At 71.9% G+C, this 21787-nt stretch carries 23 protein-coding genes; 9 read left to right on the top strand and 14 right to left on the bottom strand.

Annotated features, from left to right (window positions below; genetic code table 11):
* The 5 genes from A5646_RS19640 to A5646_RS19620 form a co-directional block, all read left to right on the top strand.
* The coding region (locus A5646_RS19640) for an inorganic phosphate transporter (RefSeq protein WP_067023632.1) at positions 1 to 976 on the top strand (976 nt) is incomplete at its 5' end.
* Positions 973 to 1278 carry a hypothetical protein gene (locus A5646_RS19635; RefSeq protein ID WP_066873298.1) on the top strand — a complete coding sequence of 102 codons (306 nt, stop codon included), beginning with the start codon at positions 973 to 975 and terminating at the stop codon, positions 1276 to 1278. The genes A5646_RS19640 and A5646_RS19635, both read left to right, overlap by 4 nt.
* 56 nt (positions 1279 to 1334) lie before the next feature.
* Complete coding sequence (locus tag A5646_RS19630) at positions 1335 to 1628, top strand: DUF3349 domain-containing protein (protein WP_067023629.1); 294 nt, start codon at positions 1335 to 1337, stop codon at positions 1626 to 1628.
* 68 nt (positions 1629 to 1696) lie between these two features.
* Positions 1697 to 2788, top strand: coding sequence for an o-succinylbenzoate--CoA ligase (gene menE / locus A5646_RS19625; RefSeq protein WP_067023627.1), 1092 nt, complete (start codon positions 1697 to 1699; stop codon positions 2786 to 2788).
* Positions 2789 to 2799: 11 nt separating this feature from the next.
* Positions 2800 to 4185 carry a hypothetical protein gene (locus A5646_RS19620; RefSeq protein WP_066873307.1) on the top strand — a complete coding sequence of 462 codons (1386 nt, stop codon included), beginning with the start codon at positions 2800 to 2802 and terminating at the stop codon, positions 4183 to 4185.
* 4 nt (positions 4186 to 4189) lie between these two features.
* On the opposite strand, the gene A5646_RS19615 is transcribed toward A5646_RS19620, so the two are convergent.
* From A5646_RS19615 to A5646_RS19605, 3 genes are read right to left on the bottom strand one after another with little or no spacing between them, the layout of a single operon-like run.
* A complete protein-coding gene (locus A5646_RS19615; protein WP_067023624.1) occupies positions 4190 to 4852 on the bottom strand; it encodes a DUF2064 domain-containing protein in 663 nt (220 codons plus the stop codon).
* Positions 4849 to 5511, bottom strand: a complete 663-nt coding sequence (locus tag A5646_RS19610) for a glycosyltransferase family 2 protein (RefSeq protein ID WP_067023621.1) — start codon at positions 5509 to 5511, stop codon at positions 4849 to 4851. The genes A5646_RS19615 and A5646_RS19610 overlap by 4 nt, the downstream gene beginning before the upstream one ends.
* A gap of 2 nt (positions 5512 to 5513) precedes the next feature.
* Positions 5514 to 7274, bottom strand: coding sequence for a hypothetical protein (locus A5646_RS19605; RefSeq protein WP_067023618.1), 1761 nt, complete (start codon positions 7272 to 7274; stop codon positions 5514 to 5516).
* Positions 7275 to 7575: 301 nt separating this feature from the next.
* Between A5646_RS19605 and A5646_RS19600 the strand changes: the two genes are divergently transcribed.
* The gene (locus A5646_RS19600; protein WP_067023615.1) at positions 7576 to 9297 is read left to right on the top strand and encodes a hypothetical protein; all 1722 of its coding nucleotides are present in this window, start codon (positions 7576 to 7578) and stop codon (positions 9295 to 9297) included.
* Between the two features lie 3 nt (positions 9298 to 9300).
* On the opposite strand, the gene A5646_RS19595 is transcribed toward A5646_RS19600, so the two are convergent.
* Entirely contained in the window at positions 9301 to 10329 is a 1029-nt protein-coding gene (locus A5646_RS19595; protein WP_067023612.1) for an NAD-dependent epimerase/dehydratase family protein, read from the bottom strand.
* Positions 10326 to 11111: an S-methyl-5'-thioadenosine phosphorylase gene (locus A5646_RS19590; protein ID WP_231998393.1), complete on the bottom strand. Its 786-nt coding sequence runs from the start codon at positions 11109 to 11111 to the stop codon at positions 10326 to 10328. The genes A5646_RS19595 and A5646_RS19590 overlap by 4 nt, the downstream gene beginning before the upstream one ends.
* Before the next feature lie 83 nt (positions 11112 to 11194).
* Here A5646_RS19590 and A5646_RS19585 point away from each other — a divergent pair, with 83 nt between their 5' ends.
* Together A5646_RS19585 and A5646_RS19580 are read left to right on the top strand one after the other, a co-directional pair.
* Positions 11195 to 12067, top strand: a complete 873-nt coding sequence (locus tag A5646_RS19585) for a 1,4-dihydroxy-2-naphthoate polyprenyltransferase (protein ID WP_066871724.1) — start codon at positions 11195 to 11197, stop codon at positions 12065 to 12067.
* A 97-nt stretch (positions 12068 to 12164) separates the two neighbouring features.
* On the top strand, positions 12165 to 13172 hold the full coding sequence (locus A5646_RS19580) for a beta-ketoacyl-ACP synthase III (RefSeq protein WP_067023605.1): 1008 nt from the start codon (positions 12165 to 12167) through the stop codon (positions 13170 to 13172).
* On the opposite strand, the gene A5646_RS19575 is transcribed toward A5646_RS19580, so the two are convergent.
* Entirely contained in the window at positions 13169 to 13576 is a 408-nt protein-coding gene (locus A5646_RS19575; RefSeq protein WP_067023601.1) for a DUF4229 domain-containing protein, read from the bottom strand. The genes A5646_RS19580 and A5646_RS19575 overlap by 4 nt on opposite strands.
* A 46-nt stretch (positions 13577 to 13622) precedes the next feature.
* Between A5646_RS19575 and A5646_RS29105 the strand changes: the two genes are divergently transcribed.
* Positions 13623 to 13781: a hypothetical protein gene (locus A5646_RS29105; RefSeq protein WP_112709269.1), complete on the top strand. Its 159-nt coding sequence runs from the start codon at positions 13623 to 13625 to the stop codon at positions 13779 to 13781.
* 6 nt (positions 13782 to 13787) lie between these two features.
* Here the strand turns inward: A5646_RS29105 and A5646_RS19570 are convergent, their stop codons facing one another.
* The 8 genes from A5646_RS19570 to A5646_RS19535 form a co-directional block, all read right to left on the bottom strand.
* Positions 13788 to 15095 (bottom strand): MinD/ParA family protein, encoded by a 1308-nt coding sequence (locus tag A5646_RS19570; protein ID WP_066871709.1) that lies wholly within the window; start codon positions 15093 to 15095, stop codon positions 13788 to 13790.
* A gap of 60 nt (positions 15096 to 15155) precedes the next feature.
* A complete protein-coding gene (ccsB, locus tag A5646_RS19565; protein WP_066878584.1) occupies positions 15156 to 16151 on the bottom strand; it encodes a c-type cytochrome biogenesis protein CcsB in 996 nt (331 codons plus the stop codon).
* Positions 16148 to 17821: a cytochrome c biogenesis protein ResB gene (locus tag A5646_RS19560; RefSeq protein ID WP_067023635.1), complete on the bottom strand. Its 1674-nt coding sequence runs from the start codon at positions 17819 to 17821 to the stop codon at positions 16148 to 16150. The genes ccsB and A5646_RS19560 overlap by 4 nt, the downstream gene beginning before the upstream one ends.
* Before the next feature lie 47 nt (positions 17822 to 17868).
* Complete coding sequence (locus A5646_RS19555; RefSeq protein WP_067023599.1) at positions 17869 to 18648, bottom strand: cytochrome c biogenesis CcdA family protein; 780 nt, start codon at positions 18646 to 18648, stop codon at positions 17869 to 17871.
* Positions 18645 to 19277: a TlpA disulfide reductase family protein gene (locus A5646_RS19550; RefSeq protein WP_067023595.1), complete on the bottom strand. Its 633-nt coding sequence runs from the start codon at positions 19275 to 19277 to the stop codon at positions 18645 to 18647. Before A5646_RS19550 ends, A5646_RS19555 begins: the two co-directional genes overlap by 4 nt.
* Positions 19274 to 19882 carry a histidine phosphatase family protein gene (locus A5646_RS19545; RefSeq protein ID WP_067023592.1) on the bottom strand — a complete coding sequence of 203 codons (609 nt, stop codon included), beginning with the start codon at positions 19880 to 19882 and terminating at the stop codon, positions 19274 to 19276. The genes A5646_RS19550 and A5646_RS19545 overlap by 4 nt, the downstream gene beginning before the upstream one ends.
* Entirely contained in the window at positions 19882 to 21231 is a 1350-nt protein-coding gene (hemL, locus tag A5646_RS19540) for a glutamate-1-semialdehyde 2,1-aminomutase (protein WP_067023590.1), read from the bottom strand. Before hemL ends, A5646_RS19545 begins: the two co-directional genes overlap by 1 nt.
* Before the next feature lie 91 nt (positions 21232 to 21322).
* Positions 21323 to 21667: a hypothetical protein gene (locus A5646_RS19535; RefSeq protein WP_066871692.1), complete on the bottom strand. Its 345-nt coding sequence runs from the start codon at positions 21665 to 21667 to the stop codon at positions 21323 to 21325.
* Between the last annotated feature and the right edge of the window lie 120 nt (positions 21668 to 21787).

The raw sequence follows: 21787 nt of genomic DNA, 5'->3' as shown, positions 1-21787 counted from the left end.
CGGCGTCGTCTGGAACCTGCTGACCTGGCTCCTCGGTATCCCGTCGAGTTCGTCACATGCCCTGATCGGCGGCATCGTCGGCGCCACCATCGCCGCCGTCGGTGCGCACGGCGTGATCTGGAAGGGCGTGATCTCCAAGGCGATCATCCCAGCCGTCGTCTCGGCGATCCTGGCCATCGTGGTCGGCGCGGTCGCGACCTGGCTGGTCTACCGGATCACCCGGGGCGTCCCGCAGGCCCGCACCGAGGCGGGCTTCCGGCGCGGTCAGATCGGCTCGGCGTCGCTGGTCTCGCTGGCCCACGGCACCAACGACGCCCAGAAGACGATGGGCATCATCTTCCTGGCGCTGATCTCCTACGGCTCGGTCAGCAAGACGGCGTCGATGCCGCCGCTGTGGGTCATCGTGAGCTGCGCGGTGGCCATGGCGACCGGCACCTACCTCGGTGGCTGGCGCATCATCCGCACCCTGGGCAAGGGCCTGGTCGAGATCCAGTCGCCGCAGGGCATGGCGGCCGAGTCCTCTTCGGCCGCGGTGATTTTGCTCTCCGCCCACTTCGGCTACGCGCTGTCGACCACCCAGGTCTGCACCGGTTCGGTGCTGGGCAGCGGGCTGGGCAAGCCCGGCGGCGAGGTCCGGTGGGGCGTCGCCGCCCGGATGGGCGTCGCCTGGCTGGTGACGCTGCCGCTGGCCGGCCTGGTCGGCGCCCTGACCTACTGGATCGTGCACCTGATCGGCGGCTACCCCGGCGCGATCATCGGCTTCGCGCTGCTGGTCGCCGTCTCGGCCACCATCTACATCCGGTCGCGCAAGGTCAAGGTCGACCACAACAACGTCAACGCCGAATGGCGGGGCGACCTGACCAGCGGGCTCGACTCCGACGAGCAGCACCCGCCGTCGGACGCCGGACCCACGCTCGGCGGCACCGCTCCCCGGCACGACTCCGACGACCCTACGGTTAAGGCGAGCGCTTCATGAGTCACATCAGCGACTGGTTCAACTACCAAGCCAGCTTGAAGATCCTCGTCTTCGCCATGCTGGCGGGCGCCGCCCTGCCGGGGCTGTTCGCCCTCGGGATCCGGCTGCAGTCCGCCGGAGCCGGTGACGTCGACGGCGCCAGCAACGGCAGCGCGACGCAGCGCAACCCGGTGCTGACGGGGGTGGCGTGGGCCATCTACGCGCTGGTGATCGCGGTGATCGCGCTGGCGCTGGCCTACATCGCCCGTGACTTCATCGCACATCACACCGGCTATCCGTTCCTCGGAGCGAAACCCAAGTAGCATCGGTTAATGCCCACCGAGTTACCGAACCGGACACCGGGGGGAGCTGTATCAGCGTGAACGGATTCCTCAACTCCATCGTGTCCTGGCTGCGCGCGGGATACCCCGAAGGCGTTCCGGCGACCGACACCTTCCCGGTGCTCGCGCTGCTGGCCCGCCGGTTGTCCAACGACGAAGCCAAGGCCGTGGCCTGCGAGCTGGTTCGGCGCGGTGAGTTCGACGACGTCGACATCGGCGTGCTGATCACCCAGATCACCGACGAGCTGCCGTCGCCGGATGACGTTGAGCGCGTGCGGGTCCGGCTGGCGGCCCAGGGCTGGCCGTTCGACGAGGCCGGGGACCCGGCATAGTCGCACTGCGCGCACTGCACGTCCCGCCGGGCGCGGCAGCCTCGACGCTATTGCCCGCCCTGGAACGGGTGCTCGACGGGCGCGACCCCGCACTTCTCGCGCTGCCCGGGGCCGACGATCGCGAGTCGGCCGCGCTGCGGGCGGGCCTGCGCGTCGGGGAATCCATCGACGACGACGTGGCCGTGGTCGTGGCGACGTCGGGTACCACCGGAGTTCCCAAGGGCGCCTTGCTGACCGCCGCCGCGCTGACGGCCAGCGCCGCGGCCACCCACGACCGCCTCGGCGGCCCGGGCAGCTGGCTGCTCGCCCTGCCGCCACACCACATCGCCGGGGTGCAGGTCTTGGTGCGCAGCGCGCTCGCCGGCGCGGTACCGGTCGAGATGGATGTGTCGGCCGGGTTCGACGTCACCGAATTGCCTGGCGCGATAAGGAGATTGGGCTCGCGGCGGCGGTACACGTCGCTGGTCGCCGCGCAGCTGGCCAAGGCGCTGGGTGATCCGGCGGCCGCGGCCGCGCTCGCCGAGCTGGACGCGGTGCTGCTCGGCGGCGGTCCCGCTCCGCGACCCGTCCTCGACGCCGCGGCCGCGGCGGGCATCACCGTGGTCCGCACCTACGGGATGAGCGAGACCGCCGGCGGGTGCGTGTACGACGGCGTCCCGCTGGACGGGGTGCGGCTGCGCACGGTCGACGGCCGCATCGTCATCGGGGGCGCGACCCTGGCCAAGGGCTACCGCAACCCGGTCGACCCGGATCCGTTCGCCGAGCCGGGCTGGTTTCGCACCGATGACCTCGGCGCCGTCAGCGCTGCGGGCGTGCTGACCGTGCTGGGCCGCGCAGACGACGCGATCAGCACGGGCGGGCTGACCGTGCTGCCGCAGCCGGTCGAGGCGGCACTGTGTGCCCATCCGGCCGTGACCGACTGCGCGGTGTTCGGCGTGGCCGACGACCGGCTGGGGCAGCGGGTGGTCGCCGCGATCGTGGTGCGAGACGGATCCGCCGCGCCGGGCCTGGACGAGCTGCGCGCGCAGGTGACCCGCGCCCTGGACGCCACCGCCGCCCCGCGCGAGTTGCACGTCGTTGCCGCGCTGCCACGCCGCGGCATCGGCAAGGTCGACCGTGCGGCGTTGGTGCGCCGGTTCGCCGCGCCGAGCGATCAATAGGCTGTGCGTCCGTGAGGATCGCTCGACGGGAGGCAGCGCGCGAAGCGGTAGCGGTCACGGTCGGGGTGGTCCTGGTGGCGGCGGCGTTCGTGTTGCCGCGGCTGAACCTCGGGGTGCGGCCCCGCCTGGATGTCGGCGCCGAGAAGTTCGCCACCCACGCCGGATCCGCGCCGATCTTCGGCGACTGGCTGATCCACGCCGGCTGGGGAACCGCGCCGGCCATCGCCATCGCGATCGCCGTCGTGGCCTGGGGACCCATTGTGGCGCAACGCCTTTCGTGGCGGACGCTGACATTGGGCAGCTGGGCCACCGCGTGCGGCTGGGCGTTCGCGTTGGCGATGATCGACGGCTGGCAGCGCGGCTTCGCCGGGCGACTGACCACCCGGGACGAATACCTGTCACAGGTGCCGGGCATCACCGACATTCCCGCCACACTGCGCACGTTCGCCAGCCGGATCGTGGACTACCAGCCGAACTCGTGGACCACCCACGTGTCGGGGCATCCGCCCGGCGCGCTGCTGACGTTCGTCTGGCTGGACCGGCTCGGCCTACACGGCGGCGCCTGGGCCGGGCTGCTGTGCCTGCTGGCCGGCTCGAGCGCGGCGGCCGCGGTGGTGATCGCCGTGCGCGCGCTGGCCGACGAGCCCACCGCGCGGCGCGCCGCCCCGTTCGTCGCCCTGACGCCGGCGGCCATCTGGGTGGCCGTCTCCGCCGACGGATACTTCGCCGGGGTGGCGGCGTGGGGTATCGCGCTGCTGGCCGTGGCGGTGCACCGCCCGATCCGCTACCCCGCGCTGACGGCCGCGGGCGCGGGCCTGCTGTTGGGCTGGGGCGTGTTCTGCAACTACGGCCTGATGCTGATGGGGCTGCCGGCATTGGCGGTGCTGGCCTCGGCCCACCAGCCGGGTGGCCGCTGGGCGCACTGGCGCGCGGTCCTGCGGGCCTTGGGCCCGGCGGCGCTGGCCGCGATCGCGGTGGCGGTGGCGTTCGCCGTCGCGGGGTTCTTCTGGTTCGACGGCTATACGCTGGTGCAGCAACGCTATTGGCAGGGCATCGCCAAGGACCGGCCGTTCCAATATTGGAGCTGGGCCAACCTGGCGTGCGTGGTGTGCGCGATCGGGCTGGGCGGTGTCGCCGGAATCAGCCGGGTGTTCGACCGGGCCGCGATCCGCCGCCGCTGTGGCTTTCAGCTGCTGCTACTGGGTGTGCTGGCCGCCGTCGTCCTGGCCGACCTGAGCATGCTCAGCAAGGCCGAGGTGGAACGCATCTGGCTGCCGTTCACCGTCTGGCTGCCCGCGTCGGCCGCCCTGCTGCCGGTGCGATCACACCGGATCTGGTTGGCGCTCAATGCGATCGGAGCGCTGGCGCTCAACACGATCATCCTGACGCACTGGTAGCCCGCTAGAGGCCGGCCGCGCGGGTGACGCGCGCGAACCGGCTGCCGGGTGCGCAGGCCTCGCGCACCACCGCGACGTCGTCGACGACGTCCACGTCGGCCAGCGTCTGCACCGTCACCACGTCGATGCCGTTGTCGCGCAACGCCTTCAAGGTCAGCTCAGCGGTGTCGGGCACCGACATCGGCACCGTGCGCAGGCACTGCGCCATCGCCGGCTCCCCCACCCCCAGCACCCACCAGCCGCCGTCGTGGGCCGGCCCGAGCACGGCCGGCGCCTCGAGCAGCCGGCGCGCGCAGCCGCCCAGCAGATCGGCGCTCACCTGGGGGGTGTCCATCCCGATCTGCAACACCGGCAGCCCGTCGGCCGCGTCGGCGTGCGCGTTGGCGAGCCGGGCCGCGAAATCCTCGCCGCGCTGCGCGATCACGGTGAACGACGCCAGCCGCTGGCGGATCTCGGCGACGTTCGCGGCGCCGGCCAGGTCCCCGGTCAGCGCCACCACCCGGGCCGCCACCGGCGCGGCGGCCACGGCGTCGAGCGTGTCCAGCAGCGCGGCGGCGGCGATTTCGGCGGCGACCCGATCACCGACGGTCGCCGCAAGTCGCGTCTTGGCCCGGCCCGGCTCGGGCGCCTTGGCGACCACCAGCAGGGTCACCGGCAGGACGCTCACGAAATCACCTTCCAGAAGTCGAGGATCGCGGTGATGCTGCCCCGCAGCGAACCGCTGACCTTCGACTTGCCGCCCGTGCGTGGGCCGTAGCTGATGTCGAGTTCGACGACGCGCCAACCGGCGGCCGCCGCGCGCACCAGCAATTCCAGCGGGTAGCCGGATCGCCGGTCGGCGACGCCGAGCTGCAGCAGGGCATCGCGGCGGGCCACCCGCATCGGCGCGATGTCGTGCACGGGCAGGCCGTGGCGAGTGCGCAGTCGCCAGCTCATGACGACCGTGCCCACCCGGGCCACCCACGGCCAGTGCAGTCCGGGCACCGGGCGGCGCCGGCCGGTCACCAGGTCGGCGCCGCGCTGCAGCTCGGCGACCAGCCGGGGCAGCTCGCCGCCGTCCATCGAGCCGTCGGCGTCGATGACCGCCACGATCGGGGTGGTCGCGGCCAGCACGCCCGCGTGCACGGCCGAGCCGTATCCGGCCCGCGGTTCGGCGACGACGTGGGCGCCGTGCCGACTCGCGACCCCGGCGGTGTCGTCGGTGCTGTTGTTGTCGACCACCAACGCGCGGTAACCGGTGGGGAGGGAGGCCAGCACGGCCGGCAGCGACTCCTCCTCGTTGAGACAGGGCAGCACCACCGTGACCAGCCCGTCGGCGTCGGGCACGCTCAGAACCCGCGGTGGGGGTGCGGCTCCTGCGGGAACACCGGCTGCGAATGCGTCGGCGGCACGGTCTGCTGGGTGTGGGTCGGGGCCGGCGCCTGGGTGGTCACCTTGGTGCTCGGCGGGGCATACGTCGTCGTCGGTGGCGCGTGCGTGGTGCTCGGCGGCGAATACGTCGTCGTCGGAGGCGAATACGTCGTCGTTGGCGGCTCGTGCGTCGTGGTCGGCGGCGAATAGGTCGTCGTCGGAGGCGAATACGTCGTCGTCGGCGGCTCGTATGTGGTGGTCGGCGGCGAAAAAGTCGTCGTCGGAGGCGAGAAGGTCGTCGTCGGCGGCGTGTAGGGAGGGTTGTACGGCGGGTTGTAGGGCGGGTAATTCGGACCCCACCCCGGGATCGGGATGGGAATCGGAATGGGAACCGGCACAATGGGATTGGGGCGCGGCGCCCAACCGGGATCGGGATTGGGCACGACGCCGGGGTTGACCGGGGCCTCGGGAACCGGACCGGCCGGCACGCCGCCCCCCGACGGCGGCGCGACCTGTTGCGGAATCGGGTTGTTCGGGGCCGGGACGATGCCGCCCTGGAATCCGGCGTTGGGCGCATCGGCCGGGGGTGGCGGCAGCGGCGCCTGCTGCTGACTGGGCAGGATCGGCATGAACTTGCCCGGCGTGCCGTTCTGGACCCCCACCACCGGCTGGCGGCTGGCGGTGGGCTCGACGGCGACCGCGATCGCGGTGGCCAGGGAGGCCAGCCCGACGACCGCGAACGCCACGACGGCGTTGCCGATCACCAACGACCGCCGCGACAGCTTGGCCTCGGCCTCGTCGATGTCGCCGTACTCGTAGTCGTCGAGTTCGGGGTCGTACTCGTCGAATTCGCCCGGGTACTGCTCGCCGTCATCGGCCATCGAATAGGCCAGCTGGTGGTCTTCGGCGTTCGGATCGGCGAACTCCGCTGCCGGCACGACGGCCGTCTCGTCCCCGACGGGCCCGGCCGCGGGCGCCATCGCGGTGGCATCCCCGAACGCCGGGGCCATCGCCGTCTCGTCGCCGGTGAGCCCGACCGCCGGCGCCAGGGCCGTCGCGTCCCCCGCCGCGAGCGCCCCCGCCGCGAGCGCCGGAGCGGCGGCGATGGCCGCGCCGCGGGCCAGCGCAAAGGTGGGGTCCTCGGCGACCTGCACGCGCATGGTCGAGCCGTCGCGAAGCTCGTCGGCGACCCGGTGCAGCTCCGGCGAGGCGCCGAGCAGGTACACGTCTTGCGGGGCGTCCGGGTGGCCGCCGAGGTTCGCCATCATGGTGTGGAAGGCGGCCGTCGCATCGCCGCCGGGAGCGTCGGCCAGCTGCTGGGTGGCCAGCACCGTCGGCGGCGCGTCCGGGTCGCCGTCGCCGGAACCGACCATCGACAGCGTCGCCGTCGCGTCGTCCATCACCAGCGCCGCACCCGGCCGGCCGGCCGCGCGCATCAGGGCGGCCACCGCCTGCGACTCCGAGAGCACCGCCACGTTGTGGACGCCGGAATCCTCCAGCGCCCGCCGCAGCCGGTCGGCGGCCGGGTTGTCCGGCCAGCACACCCGGGTGCCGATCAGCCGGTGGTTCTCGTCGGCCAGCAGCCGGTTCGTGCCGACCACGGTCTCAGTCAGCGTCCCGATCGGGTTGTCAGCGAGGTCGACGACGGATTGATCGATCACCTCCCCCTGCGCGCCCGGCCCGACGAGCGCCAAGCGGGCGACGGGGCCGGTGACCGCGACCCCCAGAACGACGTCCATCCCGCTTCTCCTTCACCCCGGCTACCCCGCAACCAGCATGTCCCGGCATCACTACACTTGCGATACCGTTGATAATTCAGGCGACAAGCTTCGTCTACTAGCGCAGCGTAACCAGCTTTTCGAACGACAGGACGCCTCGCCGCGGAATCGTCTCCGCCCCGGCAGCCGGTCTGAGCCACTGCCACGGCATCCGAACGGAGAATATGTTCGCAAGCGAGCAGTGCACTCGGCTCGGCGGGGTGAGCCCCGGCCGAACACCCGAAACCGCGCCACGAATATCGGTCCTTGAATCCCTGGGGGCATGGTGAGCCAGAGCAGCGACGACACCCCTACCGGCCCGATCCGCGGTCAGGCCCAGCAAGCGCCGGCCACCCGGATCATCCGCCCACACGCCACAGGCGGCAGCGGGCCGGTGACCGCGGACCCGAAGCGCTACCGGCACGTCGCCAGCGACCTGGCCGCGGTGGCTTTGCTGGTCCTCGCGCTGTTCCTGCCGTGGAACCTTTACTTCGGCCTGGGCATCCCGGACAGCAGCGCGACGTGGGCGGCGGTGTTGATCGTGGTGACGGTGCTGGCCGTCGCCGCCGTCGCCCTGGCCGGTTCCTGGCGCTCGGCCGGCGCGCGGTTCAACCCGGCGCGGGCCGCCCGGCTTCGCCTGGCGCTCAACGTCCCCTACCTGCTGCTGGTGCTCGGCTTCGTGGTGTTCGACGCCTACGAGACCGTCCGTTTCGGCGGCACGGTCAACGTGCCGGGCGGCGTCGGTCCGGGGGCGTGGGCCGGGGTGGCCGGCGCGCTGTTGAGCGCCCAGGCGGTGCCGGCGGGCGCGCTCGCCGGACCGGTTCCGGCGGGCGACGAGTCCACCGGCTGGCACAAATCGGCGCGGGTGATCGGCGCGCTGTCCATGCTCGCGGCGGTGCTCAGCTTTGGTTTCAACCTGTACTGGCGGGTGCGGTACGCGCTGCAAAGCACCGGGGGCGCGCAGGAATTCGGCAAGCAGAACATCGCCGTGATCGTGACCGCGGTGGTGTACGGCGTGGTGGCGCTGGTCGCCGTCCTAGTCGCCTCCAGGTGGCTGCTGCGCAGCACCCGGGCGAGCCGGCTGACCACCATCGCGCTCGGCGCCTCGACGCTGGCCGCCGGGATCCTGGTGTGGTTCCTGCCCGCCGGTCGTGACCTCGACGCGTTCCACGGCATCGCGCAGAACACGTCGACCGCCGGAGTCGGGTTCGAGGGCTACCTGGCGTGGGCGGCCGGGGCGGCGCTGTTCGTGCCGCGGGCGCTGTTCGGGCACCGCAACGCCTCGCCGACGGAGGAATCCGCGTGGCGGGAAACGACCCGAAATGGCTTGCTGCTCATCGCCATCTGGTGCGTGGGGTCGATGGCGATGCGGATCACCGACCTGGTCGTCGGCGTGATCCTGAACTACCCGTTCTCGCGGTACGACAGCATCGTGCTGGCCGCGTTCGATCTGGTGACCGCGGTGCTGACGATCTGGCTGCGCCGCAGGCTGGCCACCCTGTCGGCGCGCATGGTCACCTCGCTGTGCGGACTGGTCGCCGCGCTCAGCGTCGCCCGCGTCATCGTGGGCGTCGAGCTGGCGCCGCGGTTCGCGGACTCACCGAATTCGCCTGCGCTGCATCCGGTCTACGGCAACAACCTGGCCCAGCAGATCACCAGCACCTTCGACGTGACGCTGTGCGGCCTGGCGCTGGGCATCCTGGCGGCGGCCATCGTCACCGGCCAGCTGAGCGGCCGGCGGCTGGCCCGCCGCGCCGCCCGCAGGCGCGCCGCCGCGGCGAACGCGGCGGCGCCGACCACCCGGGTCCCCGTCGCGCAGGGCGCCGGCCCGTCGGCCGCGGCGACCACCCGCATCCCCAGCGGCGGACCCGGCGCGGACCACGAACCGCCGACCACCGAGATACCCCCGCTGGCGGGCGGGCCCCGCATCTTCCGCGGCGACGACACCGGAACGCGGCAGATCGCCGCGCAGAAGCCGCAGATCTACCGCCCGCCGCAGGGTTAGCGCTCACCGAAGCGGGGCGAAGGCGAATTCGCGCAGCCCGTCCCCCGGCGCGACGGCCGCGCGGAAACCCAGCACCTCGGCGGCCCGGGACGGGTCGGCAACGATGTGGCGCACGTCGCCGCTGCGATACTGCCCGGTGATTACCGGGGACAGCGAGCCGCCGCGCGCGTCGCACAGCGCGCCGGCCACCTGAAGAATCGAAATGGGTTGTCCCGAGCACACATTGACCGCGGTGAAACCGTCGCGTGGCTGGGTGGCCGCCACGTTGGCGGCGGCCACGTCGTCGACGTGGACGAAGTCGCGCATCTGCCCGCCGTCCTCGAAAACCCTTGGCGGATCACCCTTTTCCAGCGCCGAGCGGAAGATCGCCGCCACCCCGGAGTAGGGGGTGTCGCGCGGCATGCCGGGGCCGTAGACGTTGTGGTAGCGCAGCGCCACCACCGAGCCGCCCGTGGCCTCGGCCCAGGCCAGGGCGTAATGCTCCTGAGCGGTCTTGCTGGCGGCGTACAGGCTGCGCGGCCGCAGGCAGGCATCCTCGTCGACCAGGCGCCAGCGCAGTTCCTCGCCGCCGATCGGGCAGCGGTGCTCGAAGGCCCCGGCGTCCAGGTCGGCCCGTCGCCGCGGCAGCGGATCCACGGGCCCGTGCCGCTCGCAGTCATAGCTGCCCTGCCCGTACACCACCATCGACGAGGCCAGCACCAGGCGGCGCACCCCGGCGGCGAACATCTGCGCCAACAGCACCGTGGTGGCCAGGTCGTTGTGCCCGCCGTAGGCGGGGGCGTCGGCGGCGTCCACGCCCGCACCCACCATCGCCGCCTGATGACACACCACGTCCACGCCCGCCAGCAGGCGGGCCAGCGCGTCGGCGTCGCGCACGTCGACGCGCTGACATCCGGGCGGCAGCACCGCATTCGGGCCGTGCGCGGCGGGCAGCAACGCGTCCAGGGCGACGACATCGTGTCCCGCCGCCCGCAGGGCGGCGTCGACCCGCGCACCGATGAAGCCGGCCGCCCCGGTCAGCAGCACCCTCACGGCAGCTCGATGGGCAGGGTGACGCCGGCGTGCGGCAGGCAGTGCGTGCAGCTGCGGTCGGCGGCGATGCGGGCGATGGCCCGGCGCACCAGCGTCTTGAACAGTTCGACGTTCTTCTCGAACTGGGCGAACACGTCGACGGCCTTCACGCCCTCGCCGGCGCTCACGCCGGCATCCAGGTCGGTCACCAAAGCGATTGCCGCATAGCACATTTCGAGCTCACGGGCGAGCACCGCCTCCGGGTAGCCGGTCATGTTGACCAGCGAGAAACCGGCCGAGGCGAACCAGCGGCTTTCGGCGCGCGTGGAAAAGCGCGGACCCTGGATCACCACCATGGTGCCGCCATCAATGACGCGCGGCACGTCGGGCAGGCCGGTCACCGCGTCGCGCAGCGCCGGGCAGTACGGGTCGGCGAAGTCGACGTGGATGCCGCCGGAGTCGAAATAGGTGTCGGCGCGGCCCCGGGTGCGGTCGACGAGTTGGTCGGGCACCACGACGGCGCCGGGGCCGAGTTCGGGTTTGAGGCTGCCGACCGCGCACGGCGCGAGCACCCGCCGCACGCCGAGCTTGCGCAGCGCCCACATGTTGGCGCGATACGGCACGGTGTGCGCGGAGAACTCGTGCTTGGCGCCGTGGCGGGGCAGGAAGGCCACCTCGTGGTCGCCCACGGCGCCGACGGTGACCGGCGCGCTCGGCGAACCGTAGGGAGTGTCGACGGTGACGTCGCGGGCGTCGGATCCGAAGAAGGTGTAGAAGCCGCTGCCACCGATGACTCCGAGCATCCGACCATTGTGGTGCATGACGCCTCGGGCGATCGCCGGTGCGGCCCGCCGACCGCGGGCCCACGTCCTGGCAGGATGTTCGTGTGGCCAATTTCGGGCAGTGGATTTCGGGCGCGCGGCCGCGGACGCTGCCCAACGCGGTGGCGCCGGTGGTCGCGGGCACCGGGGCGGCGGGATGGCTGGGATCGGCGGTGTGGTGGAAGGCGCTGCTGGCGCTGGCCGTCGCGCTCGCGCTGACCATCGGCGTCAACTACGCCAACGACTACTCGGACGGCATCCGCGGCACCGACGACGACCGGGCCGGCCCGGTGCGCCTGGTCGGCTCGCGGCTGGCGGCGCCGCGCGCGGTGCTGTCCGCCGCGGTCGCCAGCCTGACCGTCGGCGCGCTGGCCGGGCTCGCGCTCGCGCTATACAGCGCGCCGTGGCTGATCGCGGTCGGCGCGGCCTGCATCGCCGGGGCGTGGTTGTACACCGGCGGGTCGAAACCCTACGGCTACGCCGGTCTCGGCGAGGTCGCCGTGTTCCTGTTCTTCGGGCTCGTCGCCGTGCTGGGCACCCAGTTCACCCAGGCGCTGCGGGTGGACTGGGTGGGCCTGGTGCTGGCGGTGTCGGTCGGGGCGTTGTCCTCGTCGGTGCTGGTGGCCAACAACCTGCGGGACATCCCGACCGATGCCCGCGCGGGCAAGGTCACCTTGGCGGTGCGGCTGGGCGATGCGCGCACCCGGATCCTGTACCAGGCGCTGCTGGGGACCGCGGGGGTGTTGACCCTGGTGCTCATGCTGGCGACACCGTGGTGCGCCGTCGGATTGGTGGCCACCCCGCTGGCGCTGCGCGCGGCGGCCCCGGTGCGCTCGGGCCGGGGCGGCCCCGAGCTGATCCCGGTGCTGCGCGACACCGGGCTGGCGATGGTGGTGTGGGCGGTCGCGGTCGCGACGGCGCTGACGGTGACTACCTAACGACTACGTAAGGGCGACCCACAGTGCACGCAAAGACCTCCGAGCGCGGCGCTTCTGGGGTACCTTTGCGTCTGCTCGGCGACAGCGGAGGACCGCAATGAACAGGATTGCCGCGACCAGCGGGCCCACGAACATCGGCTTGCTCAGTGTGGGGTCATACCGCCCCGAGCGGGTGGTCACCAACGACGAGCTGTGCGAGAACATCGACTCCTCCGACGAGTGGATCTTCACCCGAACCGGAATCAAGACCCGCCGCTTCGCCCGGCGCGACGAGTCCGTCACGTCCATGGCGACCGCCGCCGGACAGGAGGCCATCGCCAGGGCGTCCCTCGAGCCGGCCGACATCGATTGCGTCATCGTCGCCACCAGCACCCATTTCACCCAGACCCCCGCGTGCGCGCCGGCGGTCGCGACCGCGCTGGGTGCGGGCGGCGTGCCCGCGTTCGACGTCTCGGCGGGGTGCGCGGGCTTCGGCTACGCGCTCGGGGTGGCCGCCGACATGGTGCGCGGCGGGACGGCCGCCAAGGTGCTGGTGCTCGGCTCGGAGAAGCTGTCCCCGACGGTGGACATGACGGACCGCAGCAACTGCTTCATCTTCGCCGACGGCGCGGCCGGAGTGGTGGTGGGCGAGACGCCCGACCAGGGCATCGGGCCCACCATCTGGGGCAGCGACGGTGCGCAGGCCACCGCCATCCGCCAGGACATCGAATGGATCGACTTCCTGGACAACCGCACCGGCGAGCGCCCATACCTGCGGCTGGAAGGCAGCGCGGTGTTCCGGTGGGCGGCGTTCGAGATGGGCAAGGTCGGTCGCCAGGCCATGGATGCGGCGGGGGTGCGGCCCGACGAGATCGACGTCTTCCTGCCGCATCAGGCCAACAGCCGGATCAACGAGGTGCTGGCCAAGAGCCTGGAGCTGCGCCCGGATGCGGTGGTGGCCAACGACATCGAGCACACCGGAAACACCTCGGCGGCGTCCATTCCGCTGGCGATGGCCGAACTGCTGAGCACCGGGGCGGCCAAGACCGGCGATCTGGCCCTGCTGCTCGGCTACGGCGCCGGCCTGAGCTACGCCGCGCAGGTGGTGCGGCTGCCGAACGGCTAGCCGCGCCCTGATTCTTGGTCGCCGGCCCCGTCGCCGGCGCCCCCGAGCGGGGCGTCCCCGTGCAGCCGGGCCTGCAGCAGGTCGCGCTCGCGGCGGCGTCGTTCCCCGGCGATCGCGAGCGCGGCGGTGGCGCGCCGGCGCAGCGGGGCGAACACCCAGATGCCCAACGGCATCGCGATGATCAGGGCGAACAGCACGGCCACCACGATCGGGAACTGGCTGATGCCCGCCACGCGGGCCACCCCATAGATGACGCCGGTGAGCGCGGCCGCCAGCAGCACCCGCGCCGCCATGTACGCCAACACGGGTCCGGCGACCCGGTTTCCGGCGGGCGGCACCGCGCCCTCGTTCGCGGCGGGGTCCGGCGCGGTCCCGGTGCTGTCGTCGCTAGCTTCTTGTGACACAAGCCGAGCCTACGGCGCGGGTATATTCGCCCGAAGGAGGTGTTGAGTGCTCTACCTGCTGCTCGTCGTGATTTTGGGGACGCTGATCTACGTCGGCTGGCGTGCGGCGCGATCGCAGGCCCACCGGCCGAAGACGCGCGTCATCGGGCCCGACGACGATCCGGATTTCCTGCGGCGGTTGGGTCACGGCGACAATCCGCGCTGAACCCGGTTAACCCAGCACTCCCGGGTTGTGCTGGTCGCCGGGGAACCCGTCGGCGACGATGGCCGCCAACTCGGTGAGCGCCTCGCGCGTCCCGCGCCGGAGCCGGTCCAGTTCGATCTCGGCCCCCTCTTCGAGGTGCGGGTCGAACGGCACCAGCTGAACCGCACGGCAGCGCCGGGAGAAGTGGTCGATCACCTTGTTCATGTCGACCTTGCCCGGGCGCGGCTTCACCCCGTTGATGACGGCGATGGAATTGCGGACCAGGTTCTCGTGGCCGTGGGCGTCCAACCAGTCCAGCGTCGCCGAGGCGCTGCGGGCGCCGTCGATGGACGCCGAGCTGACCACGATGAGCGCGTCCGCCTTCTGCAGCACCGAGCTCATCACCGAGTGCAGCAGCCCGGGTCCGCAGTCGGTCAGCACCAGGCCGTAGAACCGTTCCAGGATGTCCAGGATCCGCTCGTAGTCCTGCGCGCTGAACGCCTCCGAGACGGCGGGGTCGGTCTCGGACGCCAGCACCTCCAGGCCGCTCGGCCCCTTGGAGGTGTAGCGGCGCACGTCGCTGTAGCGCTCGATGGTTCCGGCGTCGTGCAGCAGCTGGCGCACTGTCGCGGCCGTCTCCAGCGGGATCTTCTGGCTCAGCGTCCCGCGGTCGGGGTTGGCGTCCACCGCCACCACCCGGTCGCCCCGGATGGAGGCGAAGGTGGCGCCCAGCGTCGCGGCGATCGTGGTCTTGCCGACGCCGCCCTTCAGCGACAGGAACGCCACCCGGTAGGAGCCCCGCAGGGGCCGGTTCACCTGCGCGACCAGGTTGTTGTACCGGGTGGCCCGGGGGCTCTCACCCAGGTTGATCAGCCCGCCGGACAGCTTGAACAGCAGCAGCCGCCACCCGTCGGACGGCGGCGGGGCGACCGGGCGCAGCAGCATGCCGGTGGACAGTTCCGGGTACGGCGTGTGCGGCAGGTGCTCCGGGCGCTGCGGCGCCCCCTGAATCTGGGTGGGCGGCGCGTCCGGGCCGGTGTAGTAGGCGCCGTACGCCGTGGGGTCGACGCGCGGGATGCCGGTCACCGGCGTGGAGTCCCAGGGCGGCATCCCGCCCGGCCGGGGCGCCGTGGGCGGCGCGGCGGGCTGACGTTCGGGGCCGGGGACGCGGCGTTCGGTGCGGAATCCGGCGAAGGCGCGGGTGGGGGCGTCACCGCCGGACTCGGCCTGCGGTTGGGCGGTCTCCTGCTGGCCTGCCGTCGACGGTGCCTGTGGGGGTAGCTGCGTGGTCGGTTGTTCGGGCGACCCCACGCCCGTCGTTGGATGCTCGGTCACTGCACTCCCCCTTGTTGTGCGTTTTTCCCGTTTTTTCCTATTCGGGCCGGTTGTACACCGTCACCCGACACCCGCATAAGAATGCAGGCCTACAGTGACCAGGTTAACGAAGAACAGATTGAAGACCATGGCCACGAACCCCGCCACATTGATCCAGGCGGCTTTCCTGTCCCGCCATCCCGCGGTCGACCTGGCGTGCAGGTAGGCGGCGTAAATGACCCAGGCGACGAAGGACACCGTCTCCTTGGGATCCCAGCCCCAATATCGGCCCCAGGCTTCTTCGGCCCAGATGGCCCCGAAGATGACGCCGAAGCCGAACACCGGAAAAGCGAAAATCGTCGTCCGATAGGCGATGCGGTCCAGCGTCTGGGCGTCCGGGAACCGCTGCACCAGCCGGCTCAGCGCGCTGTGCGTCCCGCGTTCAGGGTCCGCCACCGGCGACGTGCGCAGCAGGAACAGGATGCTGGCGATGCCGGCCACCAAAAACACCCCCGACCCCAGGCTGACCACCGACACGTGGATGGGCAGCCAGTAGGACTGCAGCGCGGGCATCACCGGCGCGGCGTTGGTGTAGAGCCAGCGACCGGACACCGTCAGCAGGATCAGCACCGGCAGCAGCAGGAAGACCCACAGCGGGCGGTATTGCGGGCGGCGCAGCACGACCGCCCCGGCGATCAACCCGCACAGGCAGGTCAGGTTGATGAACTCGTACATGTTGCCCCACGGCACCCGCAGGGTGGCCAGGCCACGCAGCACCAGGCAGGCCAGCAGCAGCCCGATGCCCAGGTACACCACGGCCAGCCCGGCCCGACCGACGCGCTCGTCGATCGGGCGCTGGATCGCCTCTTCGACCACCCCGGGGGCGGCGGAGTCGGCGCTGACGGCGCCGGCCAGCACCCGGGCGCGCTGATCGGCGCGGCGCCCGCCGGCTCGGGCCCCGACATAGGCCAGCTCGAAGGCCAGCAACAGCAGGGCGATCACCAAAGCCACCACCGCGGACGTGAACGCCCAGTCGGAGTAGCGCGCCAGCTCGATGTTGACGTGCACCGTATTCATTTGACGTCCACCTCAGAACTCCTTTTGGACGCTGCGGGTGTCGCGTCGTCGCCGGACGCGGTGGGCGTCGCGGCGCTTGCGGCGTCGGGGGCTTCCGGCCCGGTGCGGGGGTACCACCCGCTTGCGGGGAATAGCCGATCGGACAGTCGCTCGAATTCGTCGCCCCAACCGGAGTTGTCGGTGCGCGCCAGGCCACCCAGTTCGACGTTCACCGTACCGGGCGACCCGCCGGCGTCGGGCGTCAGACGGACCCACACCCGGCGGCGGCGCACCAGCAGCGACACCACCAGCCCGGCCATCATCGTGATGGCGAAGACGAGCACCCAGGTCTGGCCCGGGTCGTGCGAGACCTGCAGGTTGACGAACGGCACCGCCCCGTCGAAGCGGATCACCGTGCCCGCCGCCGGCCCGTGATCGATCCGGACCGACTGTCCCGCACGCAGATTGACCCGCTTCTCCTTGGTCAACCGGTGCTGCTCGATCAGGCGGGGGTCCAGGGTGAACAGCGACTGGGGCCGCCCGGTGTCCAGCCCGGTATCGCCGCGGTAGATGTCGACGGCCACCGCCGGGGCATCCAGGGCCGGGAAGCGCGACGACAGCAGCGTGCCGTCCAGCTGCTCGGTCGGCGCCAGCAGACCCTGGATGGCGATCTCGTGGTTGCGGCGTTCGGCGGCGTTGGGATAGCTGCCGGCGGGCGGGTCGATGCGCACCACGCCCGACGAGAGCAGGGTCTGCGGGTTGTCAGGCCGCCACTGCACGGTCGCCGAGCGGATCTGCCCGTCCGGGAAGGTGACGCTGAAGGTGGGCGCGTAGCCGTGCCCCTGCAGGTACACCCGGTCGCCGCCGAGCCGCAGCGGGTGGTTGACCTCCAGCTGGTAAGGGCGCCAGCGGTTGGTGCTCAGGTCGTCGCCGGACTGGTAGTCGATGTGCGCGGCGAACGAGGTGGCCTGCCCCGAGGGCAGGTAGTGCGCCGTGAAGTCGTCGACCCGGATGCACAGCGGGTGCAGCGAGGTGCCGTCGACGGTGTTGCCGGCCCGGAACGAGTCGAACGCGGCCGGCGAGGCCGAGCAGAAGCCGGGTCCGCCGTCGGCGATGACGATGACGTTGCCCTCGTAGCCGAACAGCTTGCCGACGGCCACCGCGACCAGCAGCCCCAGCAACGAGAAGTGGAAGACGATGTTGCCGAACTCGCGCAGGTAGCCCCTTTCGGCGGACACTTCCACTGTTTCTAAGACGGCGTCCGGGGCGGCCGCGTCGCCGGCCTCGCGGTGCCGGATGGCGGTGCGCCAGCCGCGCAGCCGCCCGGCCAGGGTGTTGGCCAGGGCGTTCAGCTCGTCGGCGCCGGCCTGGATCTGCCGGTGCGAGTACTTGGGCAGCCGGGACAGGTTGCGCGGGGCGGCCACCGGGGTGGACCGCAGGCTGCGGACGTGCTCGATCATCCGCGGGGTGAGGCAGCCGACCAAGGACACGAACAGCAGCACGTAGATGGCGGTGAACCAGAAGCTGGAGAAGACGTTGAAGGCCTGCAACCGATCCAGCCACGGGCCGATCACCGGGTGCGCCTTGAGGTAGTCGTCGACCTTGCCGGCGTTGAGGTTGCGCTGGGGCAGCAGTGCCCCCGGGATCGCGCCGAGGGCGAGCAGGAACAACAGCACCAGCGCGGTGCCCATCGAGGTCAGCGCGCGCCAGGTGTTGCGGCCCCAGGCCAGGAGGCGTCTCAAATCGGCAACCTGACGTCGGAGACCAACGCGTCGCGCAGCCAGGAGACGAAGTCGTTCCACACCCCGGTCACCAGCAGCGCGCCGACGGCGATCAGCAGGACACCGCCCAAGATCTGGATGGCCCGGGTGTGCCGGCGCAGCCAGCTCAGCCCGCCGACCGCGCCCGCCGAGCCGAATGCCAGCAGCACGAACGGGATGCCCAGCCCCAGGCAGTAGGCGATCACCAACACGATTCCGCGCGCCACGCTGGCGCCGTCGGTGGCCGAGGCCACGGTGATCACGCCGGCCAGCGTCGGGCCGAGGCAGGGCGTCCAGCCCAACGCGAACACCGCGCCCAGCAGCGGCGCGCCGGCAACCGTCGTCAGCTGCCGCGGGCTGAACCGGGCCTGGCGTTGCAAGGCCGGGATGAGGCCCACGAACACCAGGCCCATGACGATGGTCAGCACTCCCCCGGCCCGCTGCAGCACCAGTTGGTTGGTGATCAGCGTGGTCGTCATGCCGAGGACGGCGACGGTGCCGAGCACGAACACCGTGGTGAACCCGGCGACGAACAACGCCGCGGACCCCGCGACCCGCCAGCGGGCGCCCGGCGGCGCTTTGACGGCTCCTGCGGGCGGCTGTTCGTCGACGCCGACGACCGCGGCCAGGTAGGACAGATAGCCCGGCACCAGCGGCACCACGCACGGCGAGGCGAAGGACACCAGCCCGGCCAGCAGGCACACACCGAGGGCCACCAGAAGCGGTCCGGCGGCGGCGATCTGGGTGAGTCCGGTCATCGCTGCGCCGGCCCCGCCTTGGCCGGGGTGGGCGCATCCTCGCCGGCCAGCCGCTGCACCACCGGCCGCAGGTCGGTCGCCAGCAGTTCGCGCAGGAAGACCGCCGCGACGCGGTGCTGGCGGTCCAGCACCAGAGTGGACGGGATCACGGTGGTGGGGTATCTGCCGCCGAACGCGATCAGGGTGCGCATCGCCGGGTCATAGATGGACGGGAACGTCACCTGCCGGTCGTTGACGAAGTCCAGCGCGGCCTGCCGGTTGTTGTCCCGGACGTCGATGCCGAGAAAAGACACCCCGGCGCCGCGGGTGGCGTCATACACCTGCTGCAGCTGGGTGACCTCGGCGCGGCACGGCCCGCACCACTGCCCCCAGATGTTGATCACCACGACCCGGCCCGCGAAGATCGGGTCGTCCAGCGACAGCGTGTGCGCGGGATCGGCCAGATCGGGCCCGGACAGCGGTCCGGGGCGCCCGCGGCGCGACGGCGGGTCGTAGTAGATGTCGGTCTTGCCGCCGGGCGAGACGAATTCGAAGGTGCCGCCCTGCGCGACGGCGTCGTGCCCCGAGGAGCAGCCGCCGAGCAGGCCCGTCAGCAACACCCCGGCGATCACGAAACGTCGCGCGATCAAGACGCCGCCGGTTCGCTGTACTCGAGGTCGACCAGCCGGTCGCCGTCGTAGACCAGGGTGGTCACCGACGCGAGCCCGCACTGCCGCCGCCGCGGGTCGTGCCACAGCCGCTGGCCGGTCACGTGCAGCCGCAGCGTCCACACCGGGAGTTGGTGGCTGACGCACACCACCTCGTGGCCGGCCCCGCGGGCGCGGGCCTTGTCCACCGCCGTCTGCATCCGGGCCGCGATCTCAGCGTACGGCTCACCCCAGGACGGGCGGAACGGGTTGCGCAGCTGCCACCAGACCCGCGGGTCGCGCCAGGCGCCGTCGCCGGGGCTGACGCGGCGGCCTTCGAAGAAGTTCGCCGATTCGATCAAATCCGGGTCGGTGTCCACGGCCAGCCCGTGCTTGGCGGCGATGGGCGCGGCGGTCTCCTGGGCCCGTTGCAGCGGCGAGGCGATCACCGCGACGACGTCGCGGTGCGCCAGCGCATCGGCCACCGCGGCCGCCTGCGCGCGGCCGTTGTCGGAGAGGTGGAATCCGGGTAGGCGGCCATAGAGGATGCCGCTCGGGTTGTACACCTCACCGTGCCGCACGACGTGCACCCGGGTCTGCTCGGCCATCAGGACTTGCCCTCCTCGGCTTGCGCGGCGGCCCTGGTCGCGGCGGGCAGGGCGTGCGCGATGCGGTCGAACGCGGCGTCGTCCAGCGCGGTCGAGACGAACCAGGCCTCGAAGGCGCTGCACGGCGGGTATACGCCCGCGTCGAGCAGCGCGTGGAAGAACGGCGGATAGCGCCACGTCTGGGTGGCCCGCGCGGACGCGAAGTCCGTCACCGGCGTCTCGGAGAAGAACACGCTGAGCATGTTGCCGGCACGCGGAATCTGGTGTGCCACACCAGCATTCGTGAGCGCATCGGAGAACAGCCCGGCCAGGCGGTCGGCGTTGGCATCCAGCGTCGCGTAGGCGGCGGCGTCGGCGTTGCGCAGGGTGGCCAGCCCGGCGGCCATCGCCACCGGGTTACCCGAGAGCGTGCCGGCCTGATAGACCGGGCCCAGCGGGGCGAGGCGCTCCATCACCTCGGCGCGCCCGCCGAACGCGGCGGCCGGCAGCCCGCCGCTCATCACCTTGCCGAAGGTGAACAGGTCGGCGTCGACGGGATCGATTCCATACCAACCACTTCGGCTGACCCGGAAGCCGGTCATCACCTCGTCGACGATCAGCAACGCGCCGTGCTCGGCGGTGATCGCGCGCAGCGCCGCGTTGTAGCCGGGCGCGGGCGGGACCACACCCATGTTGCCGGGGCTGGCCTCGGTGATCACCGCCGCGATCTGGTCGCCGAAGCGGGCGAAGGTCTGCCGCACGGCGTCGATGTCGTTGTAGGGCAACACGATCGTGTCGGCCGCCGTCGCACCGGTGACTCCGGGCGAGGACGGCAGGCCCAGCGTCGCCACCCCGGAGCCCGCGTCGGCCAGCAACGCGTCGACGTGGCCGTGGTAGCAGCCGGAGAACTTGACCACCTTGGCCCGGCCGGTGAAGCCGCGGGCCAACCGCACCGCGCTCATGGTGGCCTCGGTGCCGGAGTTGACCAGCCGGATCCGTTCGACCGGTGCCACCCGCGCGATCATCTCGGCGGCCAGCTCACTCTCGGCCGGGGTGGGCGCCCCGAACGACAGGCCCGACGCGGCCGCCTTGGCCACGGCCTCGACGACGGCCGGGTGGGCGTGTCCCAGGATCATCGGCCCCCACGAGCAGACCAGGTCCACGTAACGGTTGCCGTCGGCGTCGGTCAGCAGGCAGCCGCGCGCCTCGGTGATGAACGGCGGCGTCCCGCCCACGGCGGTGAACGCGCGGACCGGCGAGTTCACCCCACCGGGAATGACGGCGCAGGCATCCTCGAACAACCGTTCCGACGCCGCCGTAGCCCGGCGGGCCCCGGTGGCGTGCGCGGTCGCCTGGTCACTGCTTCCCATGACGACCAGTGTCCCAGCCCGCGCGCGACAATCCACTACAGGGTGTAGCAGAACGTGCTATGGGAGGACGGCGCGGTCCCCGGTGGCCGGGTTAATCGGCGTCCTGCTCGCCGGCTTCCTGCGCCGCGATGAAGTTGCGGCGCGCGGCCTCGTGTTCTTTTTCCGCCGCACGCCGGTGCGCCTCGACATCGCCGAGCCGCTCGGCGACCGCGCGCTCTTCGACTTCGGCGGCGCGCTCGTGCGCGACACCGGCCTGGTAGTGACGCTGCACACCGCGCCGGTGTGCCGTCTGGTCGCGCTCGTGGGAGCGCTGCGCGTGCTCGGCGGCTCGCCGCACGTCGTCCTCGGTGATGGCCTTGCCCGCGGACAACTCCTCCCCCCTGCGCAGCAGCTCCTCGGCGCGCCGGGCGGCCTCGTTACCCGCTGCCTCTCCCATCAGACGACAGTAAACCCACTCCGTCGACGGGTGGGTTGTCCTGGCCCGGCGCCCCGAGTTGGATAGCGGTATGCGACTGCCGCGGGCTGCTTGACGACCAGGTGATGCGGATCACGGCGA

The sequence above is a fragment of the Mycobacterium sp. 1245499.0 genome (genome assembly GCF_001673615.1).
GTDB classification, from domain to species: Bacteria; Actinomycetota; Actinomycetes; order Mycobacteriales; family Mycobacteriaceae; genus Mycobacterium; species Mycobacterium europaeum_A.
The sequence above is the reverse complement of the archived record's forward strand: the minus strand, read 5'-3'. Positions and strand labels throughout refer to the sequence as shown.

Coding starts and splice junctions, on each gene's coding strand:
- A5646_RS19580 (WP_067023605.1), top strand. CDS start 12,165: ATGAACAGGATTGCCGCGACCAGCGGGCCCACGAACATCGGCTTGCTC.
- A5646_RS19555 (WP_067023599.1), bottom strand. CDS start 18,648: ATGACCGGACTCACCCAGATCGCCGCCGCCGGACCGCTTCTGGTGGCC.
- A5646_RS19535 (WP_066871692.1), bottom strand. CDS start 21,667: ATGGGAGAGGCAGCGGGTAACGAGGCCGCCCGGCGCGCCGAGGAGCTG.
- A5646_RS19590 (WP_231998393.1), bottom strand. CDS start 11,111: ATGCTCGGAGTCATCGGTGGCAGCGGCTTCTACACCTTCTTCGGATCC.
- hemL (WP_067023590.1), bottom strand. CDS start 21,231: ATGGGAAGCAGTGACCAGGCGACCGCGCACGCCACCGGGGCCCGCCGG.
- A5646_RS19560 (WP_067023635.1), bottom strand. CDS start 17,821: ATGGGCACCGCGCTGGTGCTGTTGTTCCTGCTCGCCCTCGGCGCGATC.
- A5646_RS19600 (WP_067023615.1), top strand. CDS start 7,576: ATGGTGAGCCAGAGCAGCGACGACACCCCTACCGGCCCGATCCGCGGT.
- A5646_RS19635 (WP_066873298.1), top strand. CDS start 973: ATGAGTCACATCAGCGACTGGTTCAACTACCAAGCCAGCTTGAAGATC.
- A5646_RS19605 (WP_067023618.1), bottom strand. CDS start 7,274: ATGGACGTCGTTCTGGGGGTCGCGGTCACCGGCCCCGTCGCCCGCTTG.
- A5646_RS19545 (WP_067023592.1), bottom strand. CDS start 19,882: ATGGCCGAGCAGACCCGGGTGCACGTCGTGCGGCACGGTGAGGTGTAC.
- ccsB (WP_066878584.1), bottom strand. CDS start 16,151: ATGAATACGGTGCACGTCAACATCGAGCTGGCGCGCTACTCCGACTGG.